Source organism: Streptomyces sp. NBC_00250 (assembly GCF_036192275.1).
In the GTDB taxonomy this organism is placed as follows: Bacteria; Actinomycetota; Actinomycetes; order Streptomycetales; family Streptomycetaceae; genus Streptomyces.
On the sequence record NZ_CP108088.1, the window covers coordinates 3,909,833 to 3,925,965 of the forward strand.

Consider the following 16,133-nt stretch of genomic DNA (forward strand, 5'->3'; position numbering starts at 1 on the left):
GTCAGTGCCCCTGCTGCCCGTACGCGCCGTACGCCTGGTCCGTGGGGACGATCTCCTTGCCGAGCGGGAGCAGCGACACCGGGATCATCTTGAAGTTCGCGATGCCGAGCGGGATGCCGATGATCGTGATGCAGAGGGCGATGCCGGTGGTGATGTGGCCGAGGGCGAGCCACCAGCCGGCCAGGATCAGCCACAGGACGTTGCCCACGCAGGAGGGCGCGCCCGAGTCGCGTCGGTCCACGACCGTGTACCCGAAGGGCCACAGCGCGTACATCCCGATACGGAAGGCGGCGAGTCCGAAAGGGATGCCGATGATCGTGATGCAGAGCAGGACGCCCGCGAGCATGTAGCCCAGGAACATCCAGAATCCGCAGAGAATCAGCCAGATGATGTTGAGGATCGTCTTCACGGGCGTCGACCTGCCATCTGTTCGAGCCGGGCGATCCGCTCGGCCATCGGCGGGTGGGTGGAGAACATCTTGGACACGCCCTTTCCGGGCCCGAACGGGTTCGCGATCATCATGTGGCTCGCGGTCTCGATCCGCGGCTCGGCGGGCAGCGGCAGCTGCTTGGTGCCGGCGTCCAGCTTCCGCAGGGCGCTGGCCAGGGCGAGCGGGTCGCCGGTGAGCTGCGCTCCGGAGGCGTCGGCCTCGTACTCGCGGGAGCGGGAGATGGCGAGCTGGATGATCGAGGCGGCGATCGGGCCGAGGATGAGGATCAGGAGGTAGCCGAGGATGCCCGGCCCGTCGTCGTCGCTGGAGCGGCCGACCGGGATCAGCCATGCGAAGTTGACCAGGAACATGATCACCGAGGCGAGTGCTCCGGCGACCGAGGAGATCAGGATGTCCCGGTTGTAGACATGGCTCAGCTCGTGGCCGATGACCCCGCGCAGCTCGCGCTCGTCGAGGATCGCGAGGATGCCCTCGGTGCAGCAGACCGCCGCGTTGCGCGGGTTGCGGCCGGTCGCGAAGGCGTTGGGCGCCTGGGTGGGCGAGATGTAGAGCCGCGGCATGGGCTGACGCGCCTGCGTGGAGAGCTCCCGCACCATCTTGTAGAGCGCGGGTGCCTCGAACTCGCTGACGGGTCGGGCGCGCATGGCCCGGAGCGCCAGCTTGTCGCTGTTCCAGTACGCGTACGCGTTGGTGCCGAGCGCCACGAACAGCGCGACGATCAGCCCCGTACGGCCGAAGAAGCTGCCGATGACGATGATGAGGGCCGAGAGCCCTCCGAGGAGTACGGCGGTCCTCAGCCCGTTGTGCCGGCGGTGCACGGTACGCCCTCCAAGTGGTGCGGCAGGGGAACCCTTTGCTTCGTGGTGGCCCGCCCCGGACTTCGTCCGGGAGGGACCCCCAGGTCCAGTGGACCCTTCCGTACTGGTCAACGCCAGGCGGGAGGTTCCGGTTCCCCCGGCCGCACCGGGGCGTGCTGTGGGCCGTTCGGGTGATCAGCGGGCCGCCGGGACCCCGAGCTTCTCCAGGGTGGTGGCGACGGGCTCGACCTCACTGGTGCAGTGGGCGCAGCGGGAGGCGATCGCCGGGATCTCGGTGAAGCAGCGGGGGCAGTCGCGCTTCTCCGCCTTGGGGTCGGCCGCCTCCTCCTTCGCGAACTTCTCCTGGACCTTCGCCAGCGGGGCGACGATCAGGAAGTAGAGCACCGCGGCGGTGATGACGAACGCTATGGCGGCCGAGATGGCGAGGCCGTAGGGGAAGACGGTCTTGCCGACGTGGAACTGGGCGTCGTTGAAGTTGCCGACGGAGCCGGTCGCGAGACCGATGAGCGGGGTGATGAAGGCCTTGCTGAAGCCGGTGACGACGGCCGTGAACGCCGTTCCGACGGCCAGGCCGATGGCCATCGAGATGACGTTCCCGCGAAGTATGAAGTCCTTGAATCCGTTCAGCACGGTGTTTCTCGCTCCCAGGTGTTTCGTTTGTGGGGGGTCAGAAGAGGCTGTTCGCCGCGAAGCGGAGGGCGAGCTGCGGGTATCCCGACAGCACGACTCCGGCGGCGGCGGTCAGCACGATCGCCAGGGTGATCGGCGCGGGGACCGCGTGGGGCACGGCCTTCCCCTCCGGCGCTCCTGCCTGTGCGCCTTCCGGCGCGCTTTCAGACGTGCTTTCCGGCGTGCGGAACAGCAGTGCCGTCCAGCGGAGGTAGTAGTACAGCCCGATCACGACGTTGACGGCCATGATCACGGCCAGCCAGCCGAGGCCCGCGTCGACGGCCGCCGAGAAGACGGTCACCTTGGCGAAGAGGCCGATGATACCCGGGGGCAAACCGGCCAGATTCAGGAGGAAGAAGGCGAGCGCGAGGGCGGCGGCAGGGCTCGCGGCGTACAGGCCCCGGTAGTCCGCGATCCGGTTCTCGGGATGCCGGCGGGCGACGAGCGCGACGACCGCGAACGCGCCGAGGTTCACGACGGCGTACATCAGGGCGTACGCGACGGTGGCGCCGATCTGGTCGTCGCTGGAGTACGCGGCGGCCGCGATCGGCACGAGGAGGTAGCCCGCCTGGGCGACGGAGGACCAGGCGAGCAGCCGGACCGCGCTCCACGCGCGCGTGGAGCGCTGACGGAGGGCGGCGACGTTGCCGACGGTCATGGTGAGCGCGGCGAGGGCGGCGAGCGCCGGGCCCCACACGTCGGCGTACGAGGGGAAGGCGACGACCGTCACCAGGATGAGCCCGGTGAAGCCGACGGCCTTGCCGACCACCGACAGATAGGCGGCGACGGGCAGCGGGGCGCCGACGTAGGTGTCGGGCACCCAGAAGTGGAAGGGGACGGCGGCCGTCTTGAAGGCGAAGCCGACGAGGGTGAGGGCCACGCCCGCCTCGGCGAGCGTCTGGAGCTGGCCGGGCACGTCGTCGAGGCGCTGGGCGAGCTCCGTGAGGTGGAGGGTGCCGGTCGCCGCGTACACGAAACTGACCCCGAGCAGGGTGACGGCGGTCGCCGTCACCGACGACAGGAAGAACTTCAGCGCGGCCTCGCCGGACCTGCGGTCGCCGCGCTTGAGGCCGACGAGCGCGAAGGCGGGCAGCGAGGCCACTTCGAGGGCGACGACGAGGGTCGCGAGGTCCCGGGAGGCGGGCAGGAGGGCGGCGCCGGCCGCCGAGGAGAGCAGCAGGAACCAGTACTCGCCGGCCGGGAGCTTCTCGCGGGTCTCGGTGATCGAGAGCAGCGCCGTCAGGAGCGCGCCGCCGAGGACGAGCAGCTGGATGACGAGGGTGAAGTCGTCGGCCGTGTAACTGCAGGCCGTGACCTGGGTGTCCGCGGTGAGGCAGAAGGTGGAGCGGTCGCCGGCCCGCAGCGGGACGAGGAGCGCGAGGGCGGCGACGAGGCCGGCGATGGCGGTCCAGCCGAGGAGCCGCTTGCGCTCCTCGGGGACGAACAGGTCGGCGACGAGCACGACGAGGGCGACCACGGCCGTGAGGGTGGGGGGCGCGATCGCCAGCCAGTCGACGGACTGGACGAGCGACTCGCTGGCGAACGCCGTCACTGGGGTCATCGGGTGCCTCCGGCGAGGAGCTTCTGGACGGCCGGGTCGGTGAGGCCGAGGAGGACCGCGGGCCAGAGTCCGGCGAGGACGGTGAGGGCGACGAGCGGGGTCCAGGCGGCGAACTCGTACCCCTGGATGTCGGCGATCGGCGTCTCCCCGGCCGGCCGGGGGCCGCCCATGCAGACGCGGCGGACGACGAGCAGGAGGTACGCGGCGGTGAGGAGGGTGCCGAAGGCGCCGATCGCCATGAAGGTGAGGAAGGCGGGGCGGCTGAGGCCCTCGGCGGGCTCGAAGGCGCCGAACAGGGCAAGCATCTCGCCCCAGAATCCGGCCAGGCCGGGCAGGCCGAGGGAGGCGACGGCGGCGAAGGCGAGGAGGGCGCCGAGGCGCGGGGCACGGCCGTAGAGGGCGGCGCCGGTGGCGCCCGCGAGGGTGTCGAGGTCGGCGGTGCCGTACCGGTCCTTGACCGCGCCGACCAGGAAGAACAGCAGGCCGGTGACGAGGCCGTGGGCGACGTTGGCGAAGAGGGCGCCGTTGACTCCGGTGGGGGTCATGGTGGCGATGCCGAGGAGCACGAAGCCCATGTGGCCGACGGAGGAGTACGCGATGAGGCGCTTGAGGTCGCCCTTGTTGCCGGGCCGGACGAGGGCGAGGCAGGCGAGCGATCCGTAGATGATCCCGGCGACGGCGAAGGCGGCGAGGTAGGGGGCGAAGATCCGCATGCCGTCGGGGGCGATCGGCAGGACGATCCGGACGAAACCGTACGTGCCCATCTTGAGCAGCACACCGGCGAGGAGGACCGAGCCGACCGTCGGGGCGGCGGTGTGGGCGTCCGGGAGCCAGCTGTGCAGCGGCCACATCGGGGTCTTCACGGCGAGCCCGAGACCGATCGCGAGAACGGCGATGACCTGCACGGACGTGGTCAGTCCACGGCCGTTGTCAGTGGCCAGTGCCACCATGTCGAAGGTGCCCGCCTTCACTCCGATGAGGAGCAGGCCGAGCAGCATGACGACGGAGCCGAGCAGCGTGTAGAGGATGAACTTCCAGGCCGCGGCCTGCTTGCCCTCGCCGCCCCAGCGGGCGATGAGGAAGTACATCGGGATGAGGACCATCTCGAAGGCCAGGAAGAACAGGACCAGGTCGAGGACGGCGAAGGTGGCGAGGGTGCCGGACTCCAGGACGAGGAGCAGCGCCACGAAGCCCTTGGGGGAAGGGCCGGAGGGCATCTTGAAGTAGCTGTACAGCGCGCAGAGGAAGGTCAGGAGCGCGGTCAGGACCAGGAGGGGGAGGGAAATGCCGTCGACGCCGAGGTGGATCCGCACGTCGAGTGCCTGGATCCAGCTGATGTCCGTCGTGGCCTGCATCCTCGACGGCTGGTCGTGGTCGAAGCCGAGCGCGAGGACGATCGCGGCCAGCAGGATCACACCGGTGACGGTGACGCCGTGGCGGAGCACGGCCTGGTCCGGGGACTTCCCCTTCAGTCCCGGCGGGGCCGGGAGGAGGGCGGCGGCCGCGCCGAGGAGCGGTCCGGCGACGATCAACGCCAGAAGGAACTGCATCACGGATTCGCTGATATCGATCACGGCTCACGCTCCGGCGACGGCGTTGGCGAGGGCGACGGCGACGATCGCCAGGACGACGGAGCCGGCGAACAGGGCGCTCAGATAGGTCTGCACGTTGCCGGTCTGGGCGCGGCGGACGAGCCAGCCGAGCCCCTTGGCGGAGGTGCCCGCGGCGCGGACGTAGGTGTCGATGACCTCACGGTCCAGGAAGCGGACCAGGGAGGCCGCGGCGAGGACGGGGCGGACGAACACCGTCCGGTAGACGGCGTCCAGGTGGAAGCCGTCGGCGGCGGGACCGTGCAGCGGACCCAGGAGGGCGCGGCCGGGGTCGGCCGGGTCCTCGGCGGGGTGCGGCAGGTGCAGCGCCTCCGCCTCGACCAGTCCCGCGTCGGCGTCCGGGTGGGCGACGTGCGGGGCGGGTGCCTGCGCGGCGGCCGCGGAGACCGGCGTCCTGGCGGCGAGGGTGCGCCAGACCGCGTAGGTGATCACCGCTCCGGCGGCGGCGAGACCCGTGCCGAGGACGGCCGTGGTGACGGTCGGGGTGAGGGCGTTCCCGTCGAACCAGTCGTCGAGGTACGTGACGGTCAGACCGAATCCCAGGGAGGGGATCGCGAGCACCCACAGGACGGACGTCATGGCGATCGGCTGGCGCCCGTGGTCGGGGGCCTCTGCGCCCCGGCCGCGGAAGGTCCGCAGCCAGAGGCGGAGCGCGTACGCGGCGGTGAGCAGGGCCGTCAGCAGGCCCGCGACGAGGACGGTCCAGCCGGCCCCGGCGGGGGCGACGGTCCGGTCTCCGAGCGCGGTGTGCTCGGCGGCCACCAGGACGGCTTCCTTGGAGAAGAAGCCGGCGAACGGCGGGATCGCGGCGAGCGCGAGCAGGGCGACGGTCATCGTCCAGTACGCGTCCGGGACGCGCTTCGCGAGGCCGCTCATGCGGGACATGGCGGTCAGCGAGTTCGTACCGGCGGCGTGGATGACCGTGCCGGCGGCGAGGAAGAGCAGTGCCTTGAACGCGGCGTGCGAGAGGAGGTGGAAGACGGCAGCCCCGCGGTCGCCGACGGCGAGGGCGCCGGCCATGTAGCCGAGCTGGCCGATCGTCGAGTAGGCGAGGACCCGCTTGATGTCGTCCTGGGCGAGCGCGGCGAGCGCCGAGCCGACCATCGTGATCGCGGCCATCACGGCCAGCACCGTCATCGCGGCGGCGGACTCGGCGAAGACGGGCAGCAGCCGGGCCGTGAAGTAGATACCGGCGGCGACCATCGTCGCCGCGTGGATGAGCGCGGAGACGGGGGTGGGGCCGGCCATGGCGTCCGGGAGCCAGGTGTGCAGCGGGAACTGTGCCGACTTGCCCGCCACACCGGCGAGCAGCAGCAGCGCGATCAGGGTGGGGTGGTCGAGGCCGCCGCCGGCGACGGCGCCGAGGACGCCCGTGATCTGGAAGGTGCCCGCGTCGGTGGCGAGCGCGAAGAGCCCGATGAGGAAGGGGACGTCGCCGAGCTTGGTGACGAGGAAGGCCTTCAGGGAGGCGGCCCGTGCCTCGGGCGTCTCCCAGTAGTGGCCGACGAGGAAGTACGAGCAGATGCCCATGATCTCCCAGCCGACCAGGAGCACCATCAGGTCGCCGGAGTAGACGACGAGCAGCATCGCGGACGTGAAGAGGGAGACGAGCGCGGCGTACGAGGGGTAGCGCGGGTCCTCGCGGAGGTAGCCGGTCGAGTAGATCTGCACACAGGTGGCGACGACGCCGACCAGGACGGCGACGAGCGCGGCGAAGCCGTCGATGTACAGGGCCAGGTCGATGGGGACCGAGCCGGTGGGGGTGAGCTGGGTGGCGGCGTCGATCGCCTTCCCGCCGCCCTGCCGGACCGCGACCAGCACGGCCAGGACCGTGGCGGCGAGGGTGGGAAGCACGGCCAGCGGGCGGACGAAGCCGGGCGCGGTGCGGCCGAGCAGGAGTCCGGCGACGGAGCCGAGGAAGGGCAGGAGGGGGACGAGGACGGCGAGGGTCGTGGTGGTCACGCGGTGGCCTCGGCCTTCTCGCCGGCGGGCGTGTCGTCGGTGGGCGCGTCGTCCGGTGACGGTTCGTCCGCGGCATCGGTGCTCCACGGCTCCGGCGGCTCCGCCGTGTCACGGAGGCGGTCGACGTCCGACGTGCCCTTGTTGCGGTGGACCATCAGGACGATCGCGAGGCCGATGCCGATCTCCGCGGCGGCGATGGCGATGGTGAAGAGGGTGAGGGCCTGGCCGGCGTGGAGGGTGTCGCGGAGCCAGACGTCGAAGGCGACCAGGTTGAGGTTGACGGCGTTGAGCATCAGCTCGACGGACATCAGGACCAGGATCGCGTTGCGGCGGGCGAGGACGCCGTACACGCCGATGGCGAAGAGGAGGGCGGCGAGGACGGCCGGGTAGACGAGATGCATCAGCGCTGCTCCTCCTGCTTCCTGCGGGAGAGCACGATGGCGCCGACCAGGGCGGCCAGGAGGAGGACGGACAGCGCCTCGAACGGCAGCACCCAGTGCCGGAAGAGGATCTCGCCCGACACCTTCGTCGAGCCCTGCACGGCACCGTCCAGATCGATCCACGTCGTACGGAACGCGTCGACGACGACCCAGACGAGTGCGGCTGCGGCGGCGATCGCGACGGCGATCGCCGCGGGCTTGTTACGGGAGTCGGCGTCCGGGGAGTGGCCGATGGGGGCCTTGGTGAGCATGAGCCCGAAGAGGAGGAGGACGACGACGGAACCGACGTAGATCAGGACCTGGACCCAGGCGATGAACTCGGCCGTCAGGAGCAGGTACTCGACGGCGAGGCCACCGAGCGCCACGACCAGCCAGAGCGCGGCGTGGACGAGCTGGCGGGTGGTGACCGTCACGAGGGCGGCGCCGAGGGTGACCAGGCCGACGAGGAGGAAGGCGATCTCGACGCCGGTGGGCGAGAGGAAGCCCTGGGCCTGCTGTGCCGCCTGTGCCGCTTGAGTTGTGTGTGCTGCCAGGATCACTGCTGCTCCCCCTCGGCGGCCGCGGCCGCTTCGGCGGCCGCCGCGGTGGCGGCCTTCTCCACTGCCTTGCGGGCCGCCGCGATCTCCTTCGGCTCCTCCGCGTGCGGGTCGAGCGCGGGCGGCTCCGGAACCGTCCACATCCACTCGCGGAGCTTGTCGCGCTCGTGGGTCAGCTCGTGGATGTCGGTCTCCGCGTACTCGAACTCGGGCGACCAGAAGAGCGCGTCGAACGGGCAGACCTCGATGCAGATGCCGCAGTACATGCAGAGTGAGAAGTCGATGGCGAAGCGGTCGAGGACGTTCCGGCTGCGCTCGCGGCCGCCGGGGACGGCCGCCGGCACCGTCTCCTTGTGGGAGTCGATGTAGATGCACCAGTCGGGGCACTCGCGGGCGCAGAGCATGCAGACCGTGCAGTTCTCCTCGAACAGCCCGATGACCCCGCGGGTGCGGGGCGGCAGCTCGGGCTGGACGTCCGGGTACTGCGCGGTGACGGTCTTCTTCGTCATCGTGCGGAGGGTGACGGCGAGGCCCTTGGCGAGGCCGGAGCCGGGAATGGCCATTACTGGATCGCCACCTTCACGATGCCGGTGAGTGCGATCTGCGCGAGCGCGAGCGGGACGAGGGTCGTCCAGGCGAGCTTCTGGAGCTGGTCCTCACGGAGGCGCGGGTAGCTCACCCGCAGCCAGATCACGACGAACGCGAGGATCGCGGTCTTGAGGAGGGTCCAGACCCAGCCGAGACCGTCCGCGCCGAAGGGCCCGTGCCAGCCGCCGAGGAACAGGACGGTGGTGAGGCCGCACAGGACGACGATGCCGGCGTACTCGGCGAGCAGGAAGAGCGCGAAACGGAGGCCGGTGTACTCGGTGTACGCGCCGAAGATGATCTCCGAGTCGGCGACCGGCATGTCGAACGGCGGCCGCTGGAGCTCCGCCAGACCCGCCACGAAGAAGACGAGCGCGCCGACGATCTGCCAGGGCACCCACCACCACTCGAAGGCGTTCAGGATGCCGGGGAGGGAGACCGTGCCGGCGGCCATCGCGACGGAGGCGGCGGCGAGGAGCATGGGGAGCTCGTACGCGAGGAGCTGAGCGGCGGTACGAAGACCGCCGAGCAGCGAGAACTTGTTCGCGGACGCCCAGCCGGCCATCAGGCTGCCGAGGACACCGACGCCCATCACGGCCAGCACGAAGAAGATGCCCGCGTCGACGACCTGCCCGACGGCGCCCTCGCTCGGGCCGATCGGGATCGCGACCAGCACGAGCAGATACGGGAGGAGGGCGACGGCCGGCGCGAGCTGGAAGACCCGCCGGTCGGCGTCCTTGGGAACCACGTCCTCCTTCTGCGCGAACTTCACGCCGTCGGCGACGAGCTGGGCCCAGCCGTGGAAACCACCGGCGTACATGGGGCCGAGGCGGCCCTGCATATGGGCCATGACCTTGTGCTCGGTCTGCCCGACGACGAGCGGCAGGACGAGGAAGACGGCGAAGACGACGAGCAGCCGGAGGGCGACGTCGAGTACGTCGTTCACGCGGGATCGCCTCCGGTGGGGGTGGTGGGGTCGGGGTCCGCGTTCCCCTGCGGGGCGGCGGGCGGGTGGGCGGCGTCGGCCTCGGCGTCCCCCTGCGGGGCGGCGGGGCCTTCACCTGCGGGCTCGGCCTCGGTCCCGGCGGGACCGGGCTCCGGACCTTCCTCGGGCTCGGCGGCGGTTCCGGGGCCGTCGGCCCCGCGTTCGGGCCGCGAGGTTTCGGAGCCGTCGGGCTCGGGGCCCGAAGCCTCGGGCTCGGGTCCCGAAGCCTCGGGCTCCGGCGCCGTTTCCGGGGCCTTCGGCCCAGTGGTGGGCTCCTCGTCGAAGGCCGGGCGGGCGTGGTGCCAGGGTGCGTCCGAGCTGCGGGTGCGCGGGGGCGCGGCCTCCGGGCGCGACGCGGGGCCGGTCGGGGTCGACTGGCTCGCGGAGCCGTCGGCCGCCGAACGCGAACGGCGCGGCACCGCAGGCGGGGCATCGGGCCCCGGCTCCGGCATGGCGGACGGCTCCGGGGTCGACTGGCTGGCCGAGCCGTCGGCTGCAGAGCGAGAACGGCGCGGCGGACGGGCCGCCGCGGGCGGGGCGTCGCCGCCCGGCTCCGGCGTGGCGCTCGGCTCGGGGAGCGACTGGCTCGCCGAACCGTCGGCCGCCGAACGCGAACGGCGCGGCACCGCAGGCGGGGCGTCGGGACCCGGCTCCGGCACGGCGGACGGCTCCGGGGTCGACTGGCTCGCCGAACCGTCGGAGACCGAGCGGGTGCGGCGGGGCGGGCGGGGGGTGTCCGTCGGGGGCGGGGTTTCCGATGGGGTTGCCGAGCCTTCCGTCGCCGAGCGGGCTCGGCGGACCGGGCGGTCGCCTGCCGCCGCGCGGGCCGGGCGGGTCGGGGCCGGGGGGAGCTGGCCCTTCAGGGGGCCCCATTCGTTGGGGTCCGGGACGCCCGGGGGGAGCATCTGGCGGCGCTTCGGGCCGCCGCCGTCGTGGGACTCGCCCGGTTCCTTCGCGCCCGGCCACGCCTTCGCGACCCGGGCCGCGAGGACGAAGTCCTTGCGCAGCGGGTGGCCCTCGAAGTTCTCGGGGAGGAGCAGCGGCACCAGGTGCGGGTGGCCGGTGAAGTCCACGCCGAACATCTCGTGGGTCTCGCGCTCGTGCCAGCCGGCGCCCGCGTACACCGCGATCGCCGTGGGGAGGGCGGGGGCGGAGTGCGGGACGGTCGTACGGACGAGGAGGCGGCGCGGGCGGCCCTCGCCCAGGGCCACCACGTGTGCGCAGACCCGGAAGCCCGTGCCCGGCTCGTCGACCGCGCTCAGCCAGTCGAAGTAGGTGCACCCGAGTGTGTCCCGGGCCGTCTCCAGGGCCGTGATCCAGGCCGTCGGCGGGACGTCGACGGTCAGCAGGTCGTACGCCTGCTCCGCCGTCGCCTCCTCGCCGAAGATCTCCGTCACGGAGTCCGGGAGGGAGTCGTAGGCCGTCATGCCTTGCCTCCGGGCGGTGTCACCAGGGGGCTCGTCAGCTGGGAGACCGATGCGGTGGTCGCGTACCGCTCCGCCAGGCTCTCCCGCGCGATCTTCTCCTGGAGCTTGAGGATGCCCTGGAGGAGCGCCTCGGGGCGCGGCGGGCAGCCGGGCACGTAGACGTCGACCGGGATGATCTGGTCGACGCCCTTGGTGACCGAGTACGAGTCCCAGTAGGGGCCGCCGCAGTTGGAGCAGGCGCCGAACGAGATGACGTACTTCGGCTCCGGCATCTGCTCGTACAGCCGCTTCACCGCGGGTGCCATCTTGTCCGTCACGGTGCCCGAGACGATCATCAGGTCGGCCTGGCGCGGGCCGGGCGCGAAGGGGATGACGCCGAGCCGGATGAAGTCGTGCCGGGCCATCGACGCGGCGATGAACTCGATCGCGCAGCACGCGAGCCCGAAGTTGAAGACCCACAGGCTGTAGCGGCGGCCCCAGTTCAGGACCACCTTCATCGGCTCGGGGGCCAGGCGGGCGAGCGGCCCCAACGTGGGAGCGGGCAGGGGTGTTACGTCCATGCCAGGACCTTCTTCTTGTACGCGTAGAGCAGCCCCACGGCCAGGAAGCCGAGGAAGACGAACATCTCGACCAGGGTCGTGGCGCCGTAGCCGGGCGCGGCGAAGACCGTCGCCCAGGGGAAGAGGAAGATCGAGTCGACGGCGAAGATGACGTAGAGGAAGGCGTACACGTAGTAGCGGACCTGGGTGTGGGCCCAGCCCTCCCCCACGGGGTCGACACCGCACTCGTACGTGAGGAGCTTCTCGGGCGTCGGCACGACGGGCCTCAGCAGTCGGCCCGCGCCGAACGCCACGGCGACGAACAGCACGCCGACGACGGCGAGCAGTCCGACGACGGAGTACGTCTGGAAGTAGTCCGCCGCGTCCGCTGCGTCGGCCGCGACAACGGTCGGTTCGCGCACGGTCCGTCCGCCCCTCGGTCTCGGTGTCTCATGAGTCACTTCTGTACGCTCGCGAGTCTAGGCCCTGCTAAAGAGACCGTAAGCAGTCGCGTACGCGGTCGTCCGTGCCGTCCTGGTGGGGATATCCCCACCGTCGCTCACCCACCTCCCCCATGGCGTCGCCAGGTCCCCGACCGGCAGTCTGGGGAGCATGACCGCTGATCATGATTCCGCCGACTCCTCCGGCTCGGCCGGCTCCACCGTCGCCCCGCGTCCGCCCAGGCGCACCGCCTACGGGAAGGAGACGTGGAAGGAGATCGCCTTCCTCCTCTCCAACCTGTTCACCGCGCTGGCCGGTTTCGTCTACTCGGTCGTGAGCGTGCTCCTCGGGGTCGGCCTGTCCGTCACCGTGATCGGGCTCCCGCTGCTCGCCCTCGGGCTCGGCGGCGCGCGCCTGATCGGCCGGTCGGAGCGGGCGCGGGCCCGGGCGCTGCTCGGGGTCGAGATCGCCGAGCCGTCGCCGCTGCCGAAGCGAGGCGGTTTCTTCGGGTGGCTGTGGACCACGCTGAAGGATCCGGTGGCCTGGCGGACCCAGTTGTACGGGCTGATCCGGCTGCCCTGGGGGATCGTGACGTTCACGGTGGCGCTGGTCTCGCTCATCGTGCTCTGGCCCGTGCTTCCCTTCATCGCCCGTGGCCTGGCGAGCGCCGACCGGGGCATGGTCCGGGGTCTGCTCTCACCTTCGGACGAGCTGGAGCGGCGGATCGCCGAGCTGGAGTCGGACCGGGGTGTCGTCGTCGACACCGCCGCGGCCGACCTGCGGCGCATCGAGCGCGATCTGCACGACGGGGCACAGGCCCGGCTCGTCGCCCTCGCGATGGGGCTCGGTCTGGCGAAGGAGAAGCTCCTCGACGATCCGGAGACGGCCGCGGCGATGGTCGACGAGGCGCACGGCGAGGTGAAGCTCGCGCTCCAGGAGCTGCGGGACCTCGCCCGGGGCATCCACCCGGCGGTCCTCACCGACCGGGGGCTGAGCGCCGCGCTCTCGTCGGTGTCGGCGCGCTGCACGGTGCCGGTGAAGGTGAACGTGGATCTCGCGGAGCGGCCGGCGGAGGCGATCGAGGGCATCGCGTACTTCACGGTCTCGGAGCTGCTCCAGAACGTGTCCAAGCACGCGCGCGCCCGGTCGGCGTCCGTGGAGGTGTGGCGGGCGAAGGACCGGCTGCTGCTCCAGGTGCGGGACGACGGGGAGGGCGGCGCGCGCTTCGACGGCGGCACGGGGCTCGCGGGGCTCGCGGAACGGCTCGGGGCGGTGGACGGGCTCCTCGTCCTGGACTCCCCGGAGGGCGGTCCGACGACGGTGACGGCGGAACTGCCCTGGCGGTCCCGCCCGGGGGCGTGAGCCGCCCGTACCGTCCGAAGGGGCCGTGAGCTCGCCCGGACCGCTGGAACGGCCGTGCCCGCCCGTCCGGAGCCCTGGAGCGGCCGTGCCCGCCCGCCCGGACCCCTGGGGCCGTGAGCTGCCCGTACCGCCCGTGTGCGTCGGGGAGCTTCCTGCGCGCCCCCTCCCCCACCCCCCCCGGGGTAGGGAAAACCCCCGCCCCTAGACGCCCACCCGCCTCATGGTCCGGCGGGGCGTGAGACGGAACCCTGGAACACGTACCGAGCTTCCCTCCCGACCCGCCCCTCCCTGAGCAGAGAAGGACCCCCGCGATGGCCTCCCACCGACTCCCCGCCGCGATCCGCGCGCCGTTCGAGGCACGCACCTGGCGGGCTTTCCTCTACGTGCTGATCGGGCTGCCGCTGAGCGTCGTCTGGTTCGCGCTCTCGATCTCCTTCTTCTCGGCCGGCGCCGGGCTGCTCATCACCTTCCTCGGCGTGCCGATCCTCGCCGGGGTCCTCGCGATGTGCCGGGGGTTCGGCGTGGTCGAGCGGGCCCGGGCGCGGGCGCTGCTCGACGTCGACGTGCGGGCGCCCGAGCCGGTGCGGGGCCGGACCGGCGGGGCCTTCTCCTGGATGGGCGCCATGCTGAAGAGCGGGACGTCCTGGCGGCACCTGCTGTACGCGGTCGTGCACATGCCGTGGGCGGTGTTCTCGTTCTCGGTGACGGTGGCGTTCTTCGGCTGGGGCTGGAGCCTCTTCACCTATCCGCTGTGGCAGTGGGTCTTCCCGATGTACGCGGGGCAGGACGGCCTCCAGCTCTACGGCGACGGGTCCCACAACCTCTACCTCGACTCCCCTTTCGAGATCGCCGTCACCAGCCTCGTCGGGCTGCTGTTCGTGATGGCCGGGCCCTGGCTGCTGCGCGGCTTCGTCGCCGTCGACCGGCTCCTCGTCTCCGGGCTGCTCGGCCCGTCCCGCCTCGCCTCCCGTGTCACCGAGCTGGAGTCGGACCGGGGCGTCGTGGTGGACACCGCCGCGGCGGACCTGCGGCGCATCGAGCGGGACCTGCACGACGGGGCGCAGGCCCGGCTGGCCGCGCTCGCCATGGATCTGGGGCTCGCGAAGGAGAAGCTTGCGGAGGACCCGCGGGCGGCGGCGGTGCTGGTCGACGAGGCGCACGGCGAGGTGAAGCTCGCGCTCCAGGAGCTGCGGGACCTGGCGCGGGGGATCCACCCGGCGGTCCTGACCGACCGTGGCCTGGACGCGGCGCTGTCGGCGGTGGCCTCGCGGTGCGCGGTTCCGGTGTCGGTGGACGTGGACCTGCCGGCGCGGCCGGTCGCGGCGATCGAGGGGATCGCGTACTTCACGGTCTCGGAGCTGCTGCAGAACGTGTCCAAGCACGCGCGGGCGCGGCGGGCCTGGGTGGATGTGTGGCGGACCGGGGAGAAGCTGATGGTTCAGGTGCGGGACGACGGGTCCGGCGGGGCGGAGGCCGTGGCGGGGCGGGGGCTGTCCTCGCTCTCCGAGCGGGTGGGTGCGGTGGACGGGGTGCTCGCGGTGGACTCGCCCGCGGGTGGGCCGACGACGGTGACCGTCGAGCTGCCCTGGCGTGCCTAGCGCTTGCAGGACGCGGAAGCGGGGCCCGACTCCTCGGGCCCTGCTTCCGCGTGCCGCGCACGTGGGCACCGTAGGGGCGCGAGGGGTGCGGGCCCGGCAAGGGCACGGGCAGGGGCCCCGGCAGCGGCACGGGCGAGGGCCCCGCAAAGGCCCGGTCCGTTGTGCCCACCCGTTTGTGCCCACCCGTTCCGCCCTGCGGAACGACGGCCCACAACGAGGGGGGCGTAAGTGGGCGGGGGTGCAATGCTGGAGGCCTCATCGGGCAACAAGACAGGGGGGCTTTACAGCGTGGGTGTGGATCAAGGGGCCGGGCGGGTGCGCGTGGTCATCGCCGAGGATTCCGTGCTGCTGCGGGAGGGGCTGACCCGGCTGCTGACCGATCTCGGGCATGACGTCGTCGCCGGGGTCGGGGACGGAGACGCGCTCGTGGAGACGGTCGCGAAGCTCGCGGCCGAGGGCGCGCTGCCGGATGTCGTCGTCGCCGACGTGCGGATGCCGCCGACGCACACGGACGAGGGCGTCCGCGCGGCCGTGCGGCTGCGCAAGGAGCACCCGGGACTCGGTGTGCTCGTCCTGTCGCAGTACGTGGAGGAGCAGTACGCCACCGAACTTCTGGCCGGTTCCAGCCGGGGTGTCGGATATCTGCTGAAGGACCGGGTCGCCGAGGTCCGGGAGTTCGTGGACGCGGTCGTGCGGGTCGCCGGCGGTGGTACGGCGCTGGATCCGGAGGTCGTGCAGCAGCTGCTGGGCCGGAGCCGTCAGCAGGACGTGCTGGCGAACCTGACTCCGCGCGAGCGGGAGGTCCTCGGTCTGATGGCGGAGGGCCGGACGAACTCGGCGATCGCGAAAGCGCTGGTCGTGAGCGACGGCGCGGTGGAGAAGCACATCAGCAACATCTTCCTGAAGCTGGGGCTCTCGCCGAGTGACGGCGATCATCGCCGGGTACTGGCGGTGTTGACGTATCTGAAATCCTGATCATCTGACACTCTGTCAGATGACATGGAGGCCGGAAGGGCGGCCCGCCGGCGCCCGAGGACCTAGAACCAAAGGATGAGGCGGAATCAGACTTTCCGGAACACTCCGGGTGGCGACAGACCGTGACGATTCAGGGCAAGAGGGCGTCTCAAAAAGAGGTCCATGATGTGAGAA

16 protein-coding genes are annotated in these 16,133 nt (G+C 71.8%); 3 read left to right on the forward strand and 13 right to left on the reverse strand.

Features of this window, described 5'->3' with window-relative positions:
* Window position 1 precedes the first annotated feature (1 nt).
* The 13 genes from OG259_RS17515 to OG259_RS17575 form a co-directional block, all read right to left on the reverse strand.
* The gene (locus OG259_RS17515; RefSeq protein WP_266895317.1) at window positions 2-409 is read right to left on the reverse strand and encodes a YccF domain-containing protein; all 408 of its coding nucleotides are present in this window, start codon (window positions 407-409) and stop codon (window positions 2-4) included.
* Entirely contained in the window at window positions 406-1,269 is an 864-nt protein-coding gene (htpX, locus tag OG259_RS17520) for a zinc metalloprotease HtpX (protein WP_328943105.1), read from the reverse strand. The genes OG259_RS17515 and htpX overlap by 4 nt, the downstream gene beginning before the upstream one ends.
* Before the next feature lie 174 nt (window positions 1,270-1,443).
* Window positions 1,444-1,899: a large conductance mechanosensitive channel protein MscL gene (gene mscL / locus OG259_RS17525; protein WP_328943106.1), complete on the reverse strand. Its 456-nt coding sequence runs from the start codon at window positions 1,897-1,899 to the stop codon at window positions 1,444-1,446.
* Window positions 1,900-1,936: 37 nt separating this feature from the next.
* A complete protein-coding gene (locus OG259_RS17530; RefSeq protein ID WP_328943107.1) occupies window positions 1,937-3,499 on the reverse strand; it encodes an NADH-quinone oxidoreductase subunit N in 1,563 nt (520 codons plus the stop codon).
* Window positions 3,496-5,049, reverse strand: coding sequence for a complex I subunit 4 family protein (locus OG259_RS17535; RefSeq protein ID WP_328947110.1), 1,554 nt, complete (start codon window positions 5,047-5,049; stop codon window positions 3,496-3,498). The genes OG259_RS17530 and OG259_RS17535 overlap by 4 nt, the downstream gene beginning before the upstream one ends.
* Before the next feature lie 27 nt (window positions 5,050-5,076).
* The gene (locus OG259_RS17540; protein ID WP_328943108.1) at window positions 5,077-7,071 is read right to left on the reverse strand and encodes an NADH-quinone oxidoreductase subunit 5 family protein; all 1,995 of its coding nucleotides are present in this window, start codon (window positions 7,069-7,071) and stop codon (window positions 5,077-5,079) included.
* A complete protein-coding gene (gene nuoK / locus OG259_RS17545; RefSeq protein ID WP_328943109.1) occupies window positions 7,068-7,472 on the reverse strand; it encodes an NADH-quinone oxidoreductase subunit NuoK in 405 nt (134 codons plus the stop codon). Before nuoK ends, OG259_RS17540 begins: the two co-directional genes overlap by 4 nt.
* Window positions 7,472-8,050: an NADH-quinone oxidoreductase subunit J family protein gene (locus tag OG259_RS17550; RefSeq protein WP_328943110.1), complete on the reverse strand. Its 579-nt coding sequence runs from the start codon at window positions 8,048-8,050 to the stop codon at window positions 7,472-7,474. Before OG259_RS17550 ends, nuoK begins: the two co-directional genes overlap by 1 nt.
* A complete protein-coding gene (locus OG259_RS17555) occupies window positions 8,047-8,610 on the reverse strand; it encodes a NuoI/complex I 23 kDa subunit family protein (RefSeq protein WP_328943111.1) in 564 nt (187 codons plus the stop codon). The genes OG259_RS17550 and OG259_RS17555 overlap by 4 nt, the downstream gene beginning before the upstream one ends.
* Window positions 8,610-9,578, reverse strand: a complete 969-nt coding sequence (locus OG259_RS17560; protein ID WP_073910915.1) for a complex I subunit 1/NuoH family protein — start codon at window positions 9,576-9,578, stop codon at window positions 8,610-8,612. Before OG259_RS17560 ends, OG259_RS17555 begins: the two co-directional genes overlap by 1 nt.
* Window positions 9,575-11,044 (reverse strand): NADH-quinone oxidoreductase subunit C, encoded by a 1,470-nt coding sequence (locus tag OG259_RS17565; protein ID WP_328943112.1) that lies wholly within the window; start codon window positions 11,042-11,044, stop codon window positions 9,575-9,577. The genes OG259_RS17560 and OG259_RS17565 overlap by 4 nt, the downstream gene beginning before the upstream one ends.
* Window positions 11,041-11,604: an NADH-quinone oxidoreductase subunit B gene (locus OG259_RS17570; protein WP_266895297.1), complete on the reverse strand. Its 564-nt coding sequence runs from the start codon at window positions 11,602-11,604 to the stop codon at window positions 11,041-11,043. Before OG259_RS17570 ends, OG259_RS17565 begins: the two co-directional genes overlap by 4 nt.
* Window positions 11,595-12,005, reverse strand: coding sequence for an NADH-quinone oxidoreductase subunit A (locus OG259_RS17575; RefSeq protein ID WP_266895295.1), 411 nt, complete (start codon window positions 12,003-12,005; stop codon window positions 11,595-11,597). Before OG259_RS17575 ends, OG259_RS17570 begins: the two co-directional genes overlap by 10 nt.
* 190 nt (window positions 12,006-12,195) lie before the next feature.
* Between OG259_RS17575 and OG259_RS17580 the strand changes: the two genes are divergently transcribed.
* The 3 genes from OG259_RS17580 to OG259_RS17590 all read left to right on the forward strand — a co-directional run bounded on the left by OG259_RS17580 (window position 12,196) and on the right by OG259_RS17590 (window position 15,959).
* Window positions 12,196-13,386, forward strand: coding sequence for a sensor histidine kinase (locus OG259_RS17580; protein WP_328943113.1), 1,191 nt, complete (start codon window positions 12,196-12,198; stop codon window positions 13,384-13,386).
* A 311-nt stretch (window positions 13,387-13,697) separates the two neighbouring features.
* Window positions 13,698-14,984, forward strand: coding sequence for a sensor histidine kinase (locus OG259_RS17585; RefSeq protein WP_328943114.1), 1,287 nt, complete (start codon window positions 13,698-13,700; stop codon window positions 14,982-14,984).
* A 315-nt stretch (window positions 14,985-15,299) separates the two neighbouring features.
* Window positions 15,300-15,959 carry a response regulator transcription factor gene (locus OG259_RS17590; protein ID WP_266895289.1) on the forward strand — a complete coding sequence of 220 codons (660 nt, stop codon included), beginning with the start codon at window positions 15,300-15,302 and terminating at the stop codon, window positions 15,957-15,959.
* Window positions 15,960-16,133: the final 174 nt, after the last annotated feature.

What these genes read in the sequence shown, in the direction of transcription:
- OG259_RS17565 (WP_328943112.1), bottom strand. Translation starts at nt 11,044, where the DNA reads ATGACGGCCTACGACTCCCTCCCGGACTCCGTGACGGAGATCTTCGGC.
- OG259_RS17530 (WP_328943107.1), bottom strand. Translation starts at nt 3,499, where the DNA reads ATGACCCCAGTGACGGCGTTCGCCAGCGAGTCGCTCGTCCAGTCCGTC.
- OG259_RS17585 (WP_328943114.1), top strand. Translation starts at nt 13,698, where the DNA reads ATGGCCTCCCACCGACTCCCCGCCGCGATCCGCGCGCCGTTCGAGGCA.
- nuoK (WP_328943109.1), bottom strand. Translation starts at nt 7,472, where the DNA reads ATGCATCTCGTCTACCCGGCCGTCCTCGCCGCCCTCCTCTTCGCCATC.
- OG259_RS17570 (WP_266895297.1), bottom strand. Translation starts at nt 11,604, where the DNA reads ATGGACGTAACACCCCTGCCCGCTCCCACGTTGGGGCCGCTCGCCCGC.
- OG259_RS17580 (WP_328943113.1), top strand. Translation starts at nt 12,196, where the DNA reads ATGACCGCTGATCATGATTCCGCCGACTCCTCCGGCTCGGCCGGCTCC.
- OG259_RS17535 (WP_328947110.1), bottom strand. Translation starts at nt 5,049, where the DNA reads ATGCAGTTCCTTCTGGCGTTGATCGTCGCCGGACCGCTCCTCGGCGCG.
- OG259_RS17555 (WP_328943111.1), bottom strand. Translation starts at nt 8,610, where the DNA reads ATGGCCATTCCCGGCTCCGGCCTCGCCAAGGGCCTCGCCGTCACCCTC.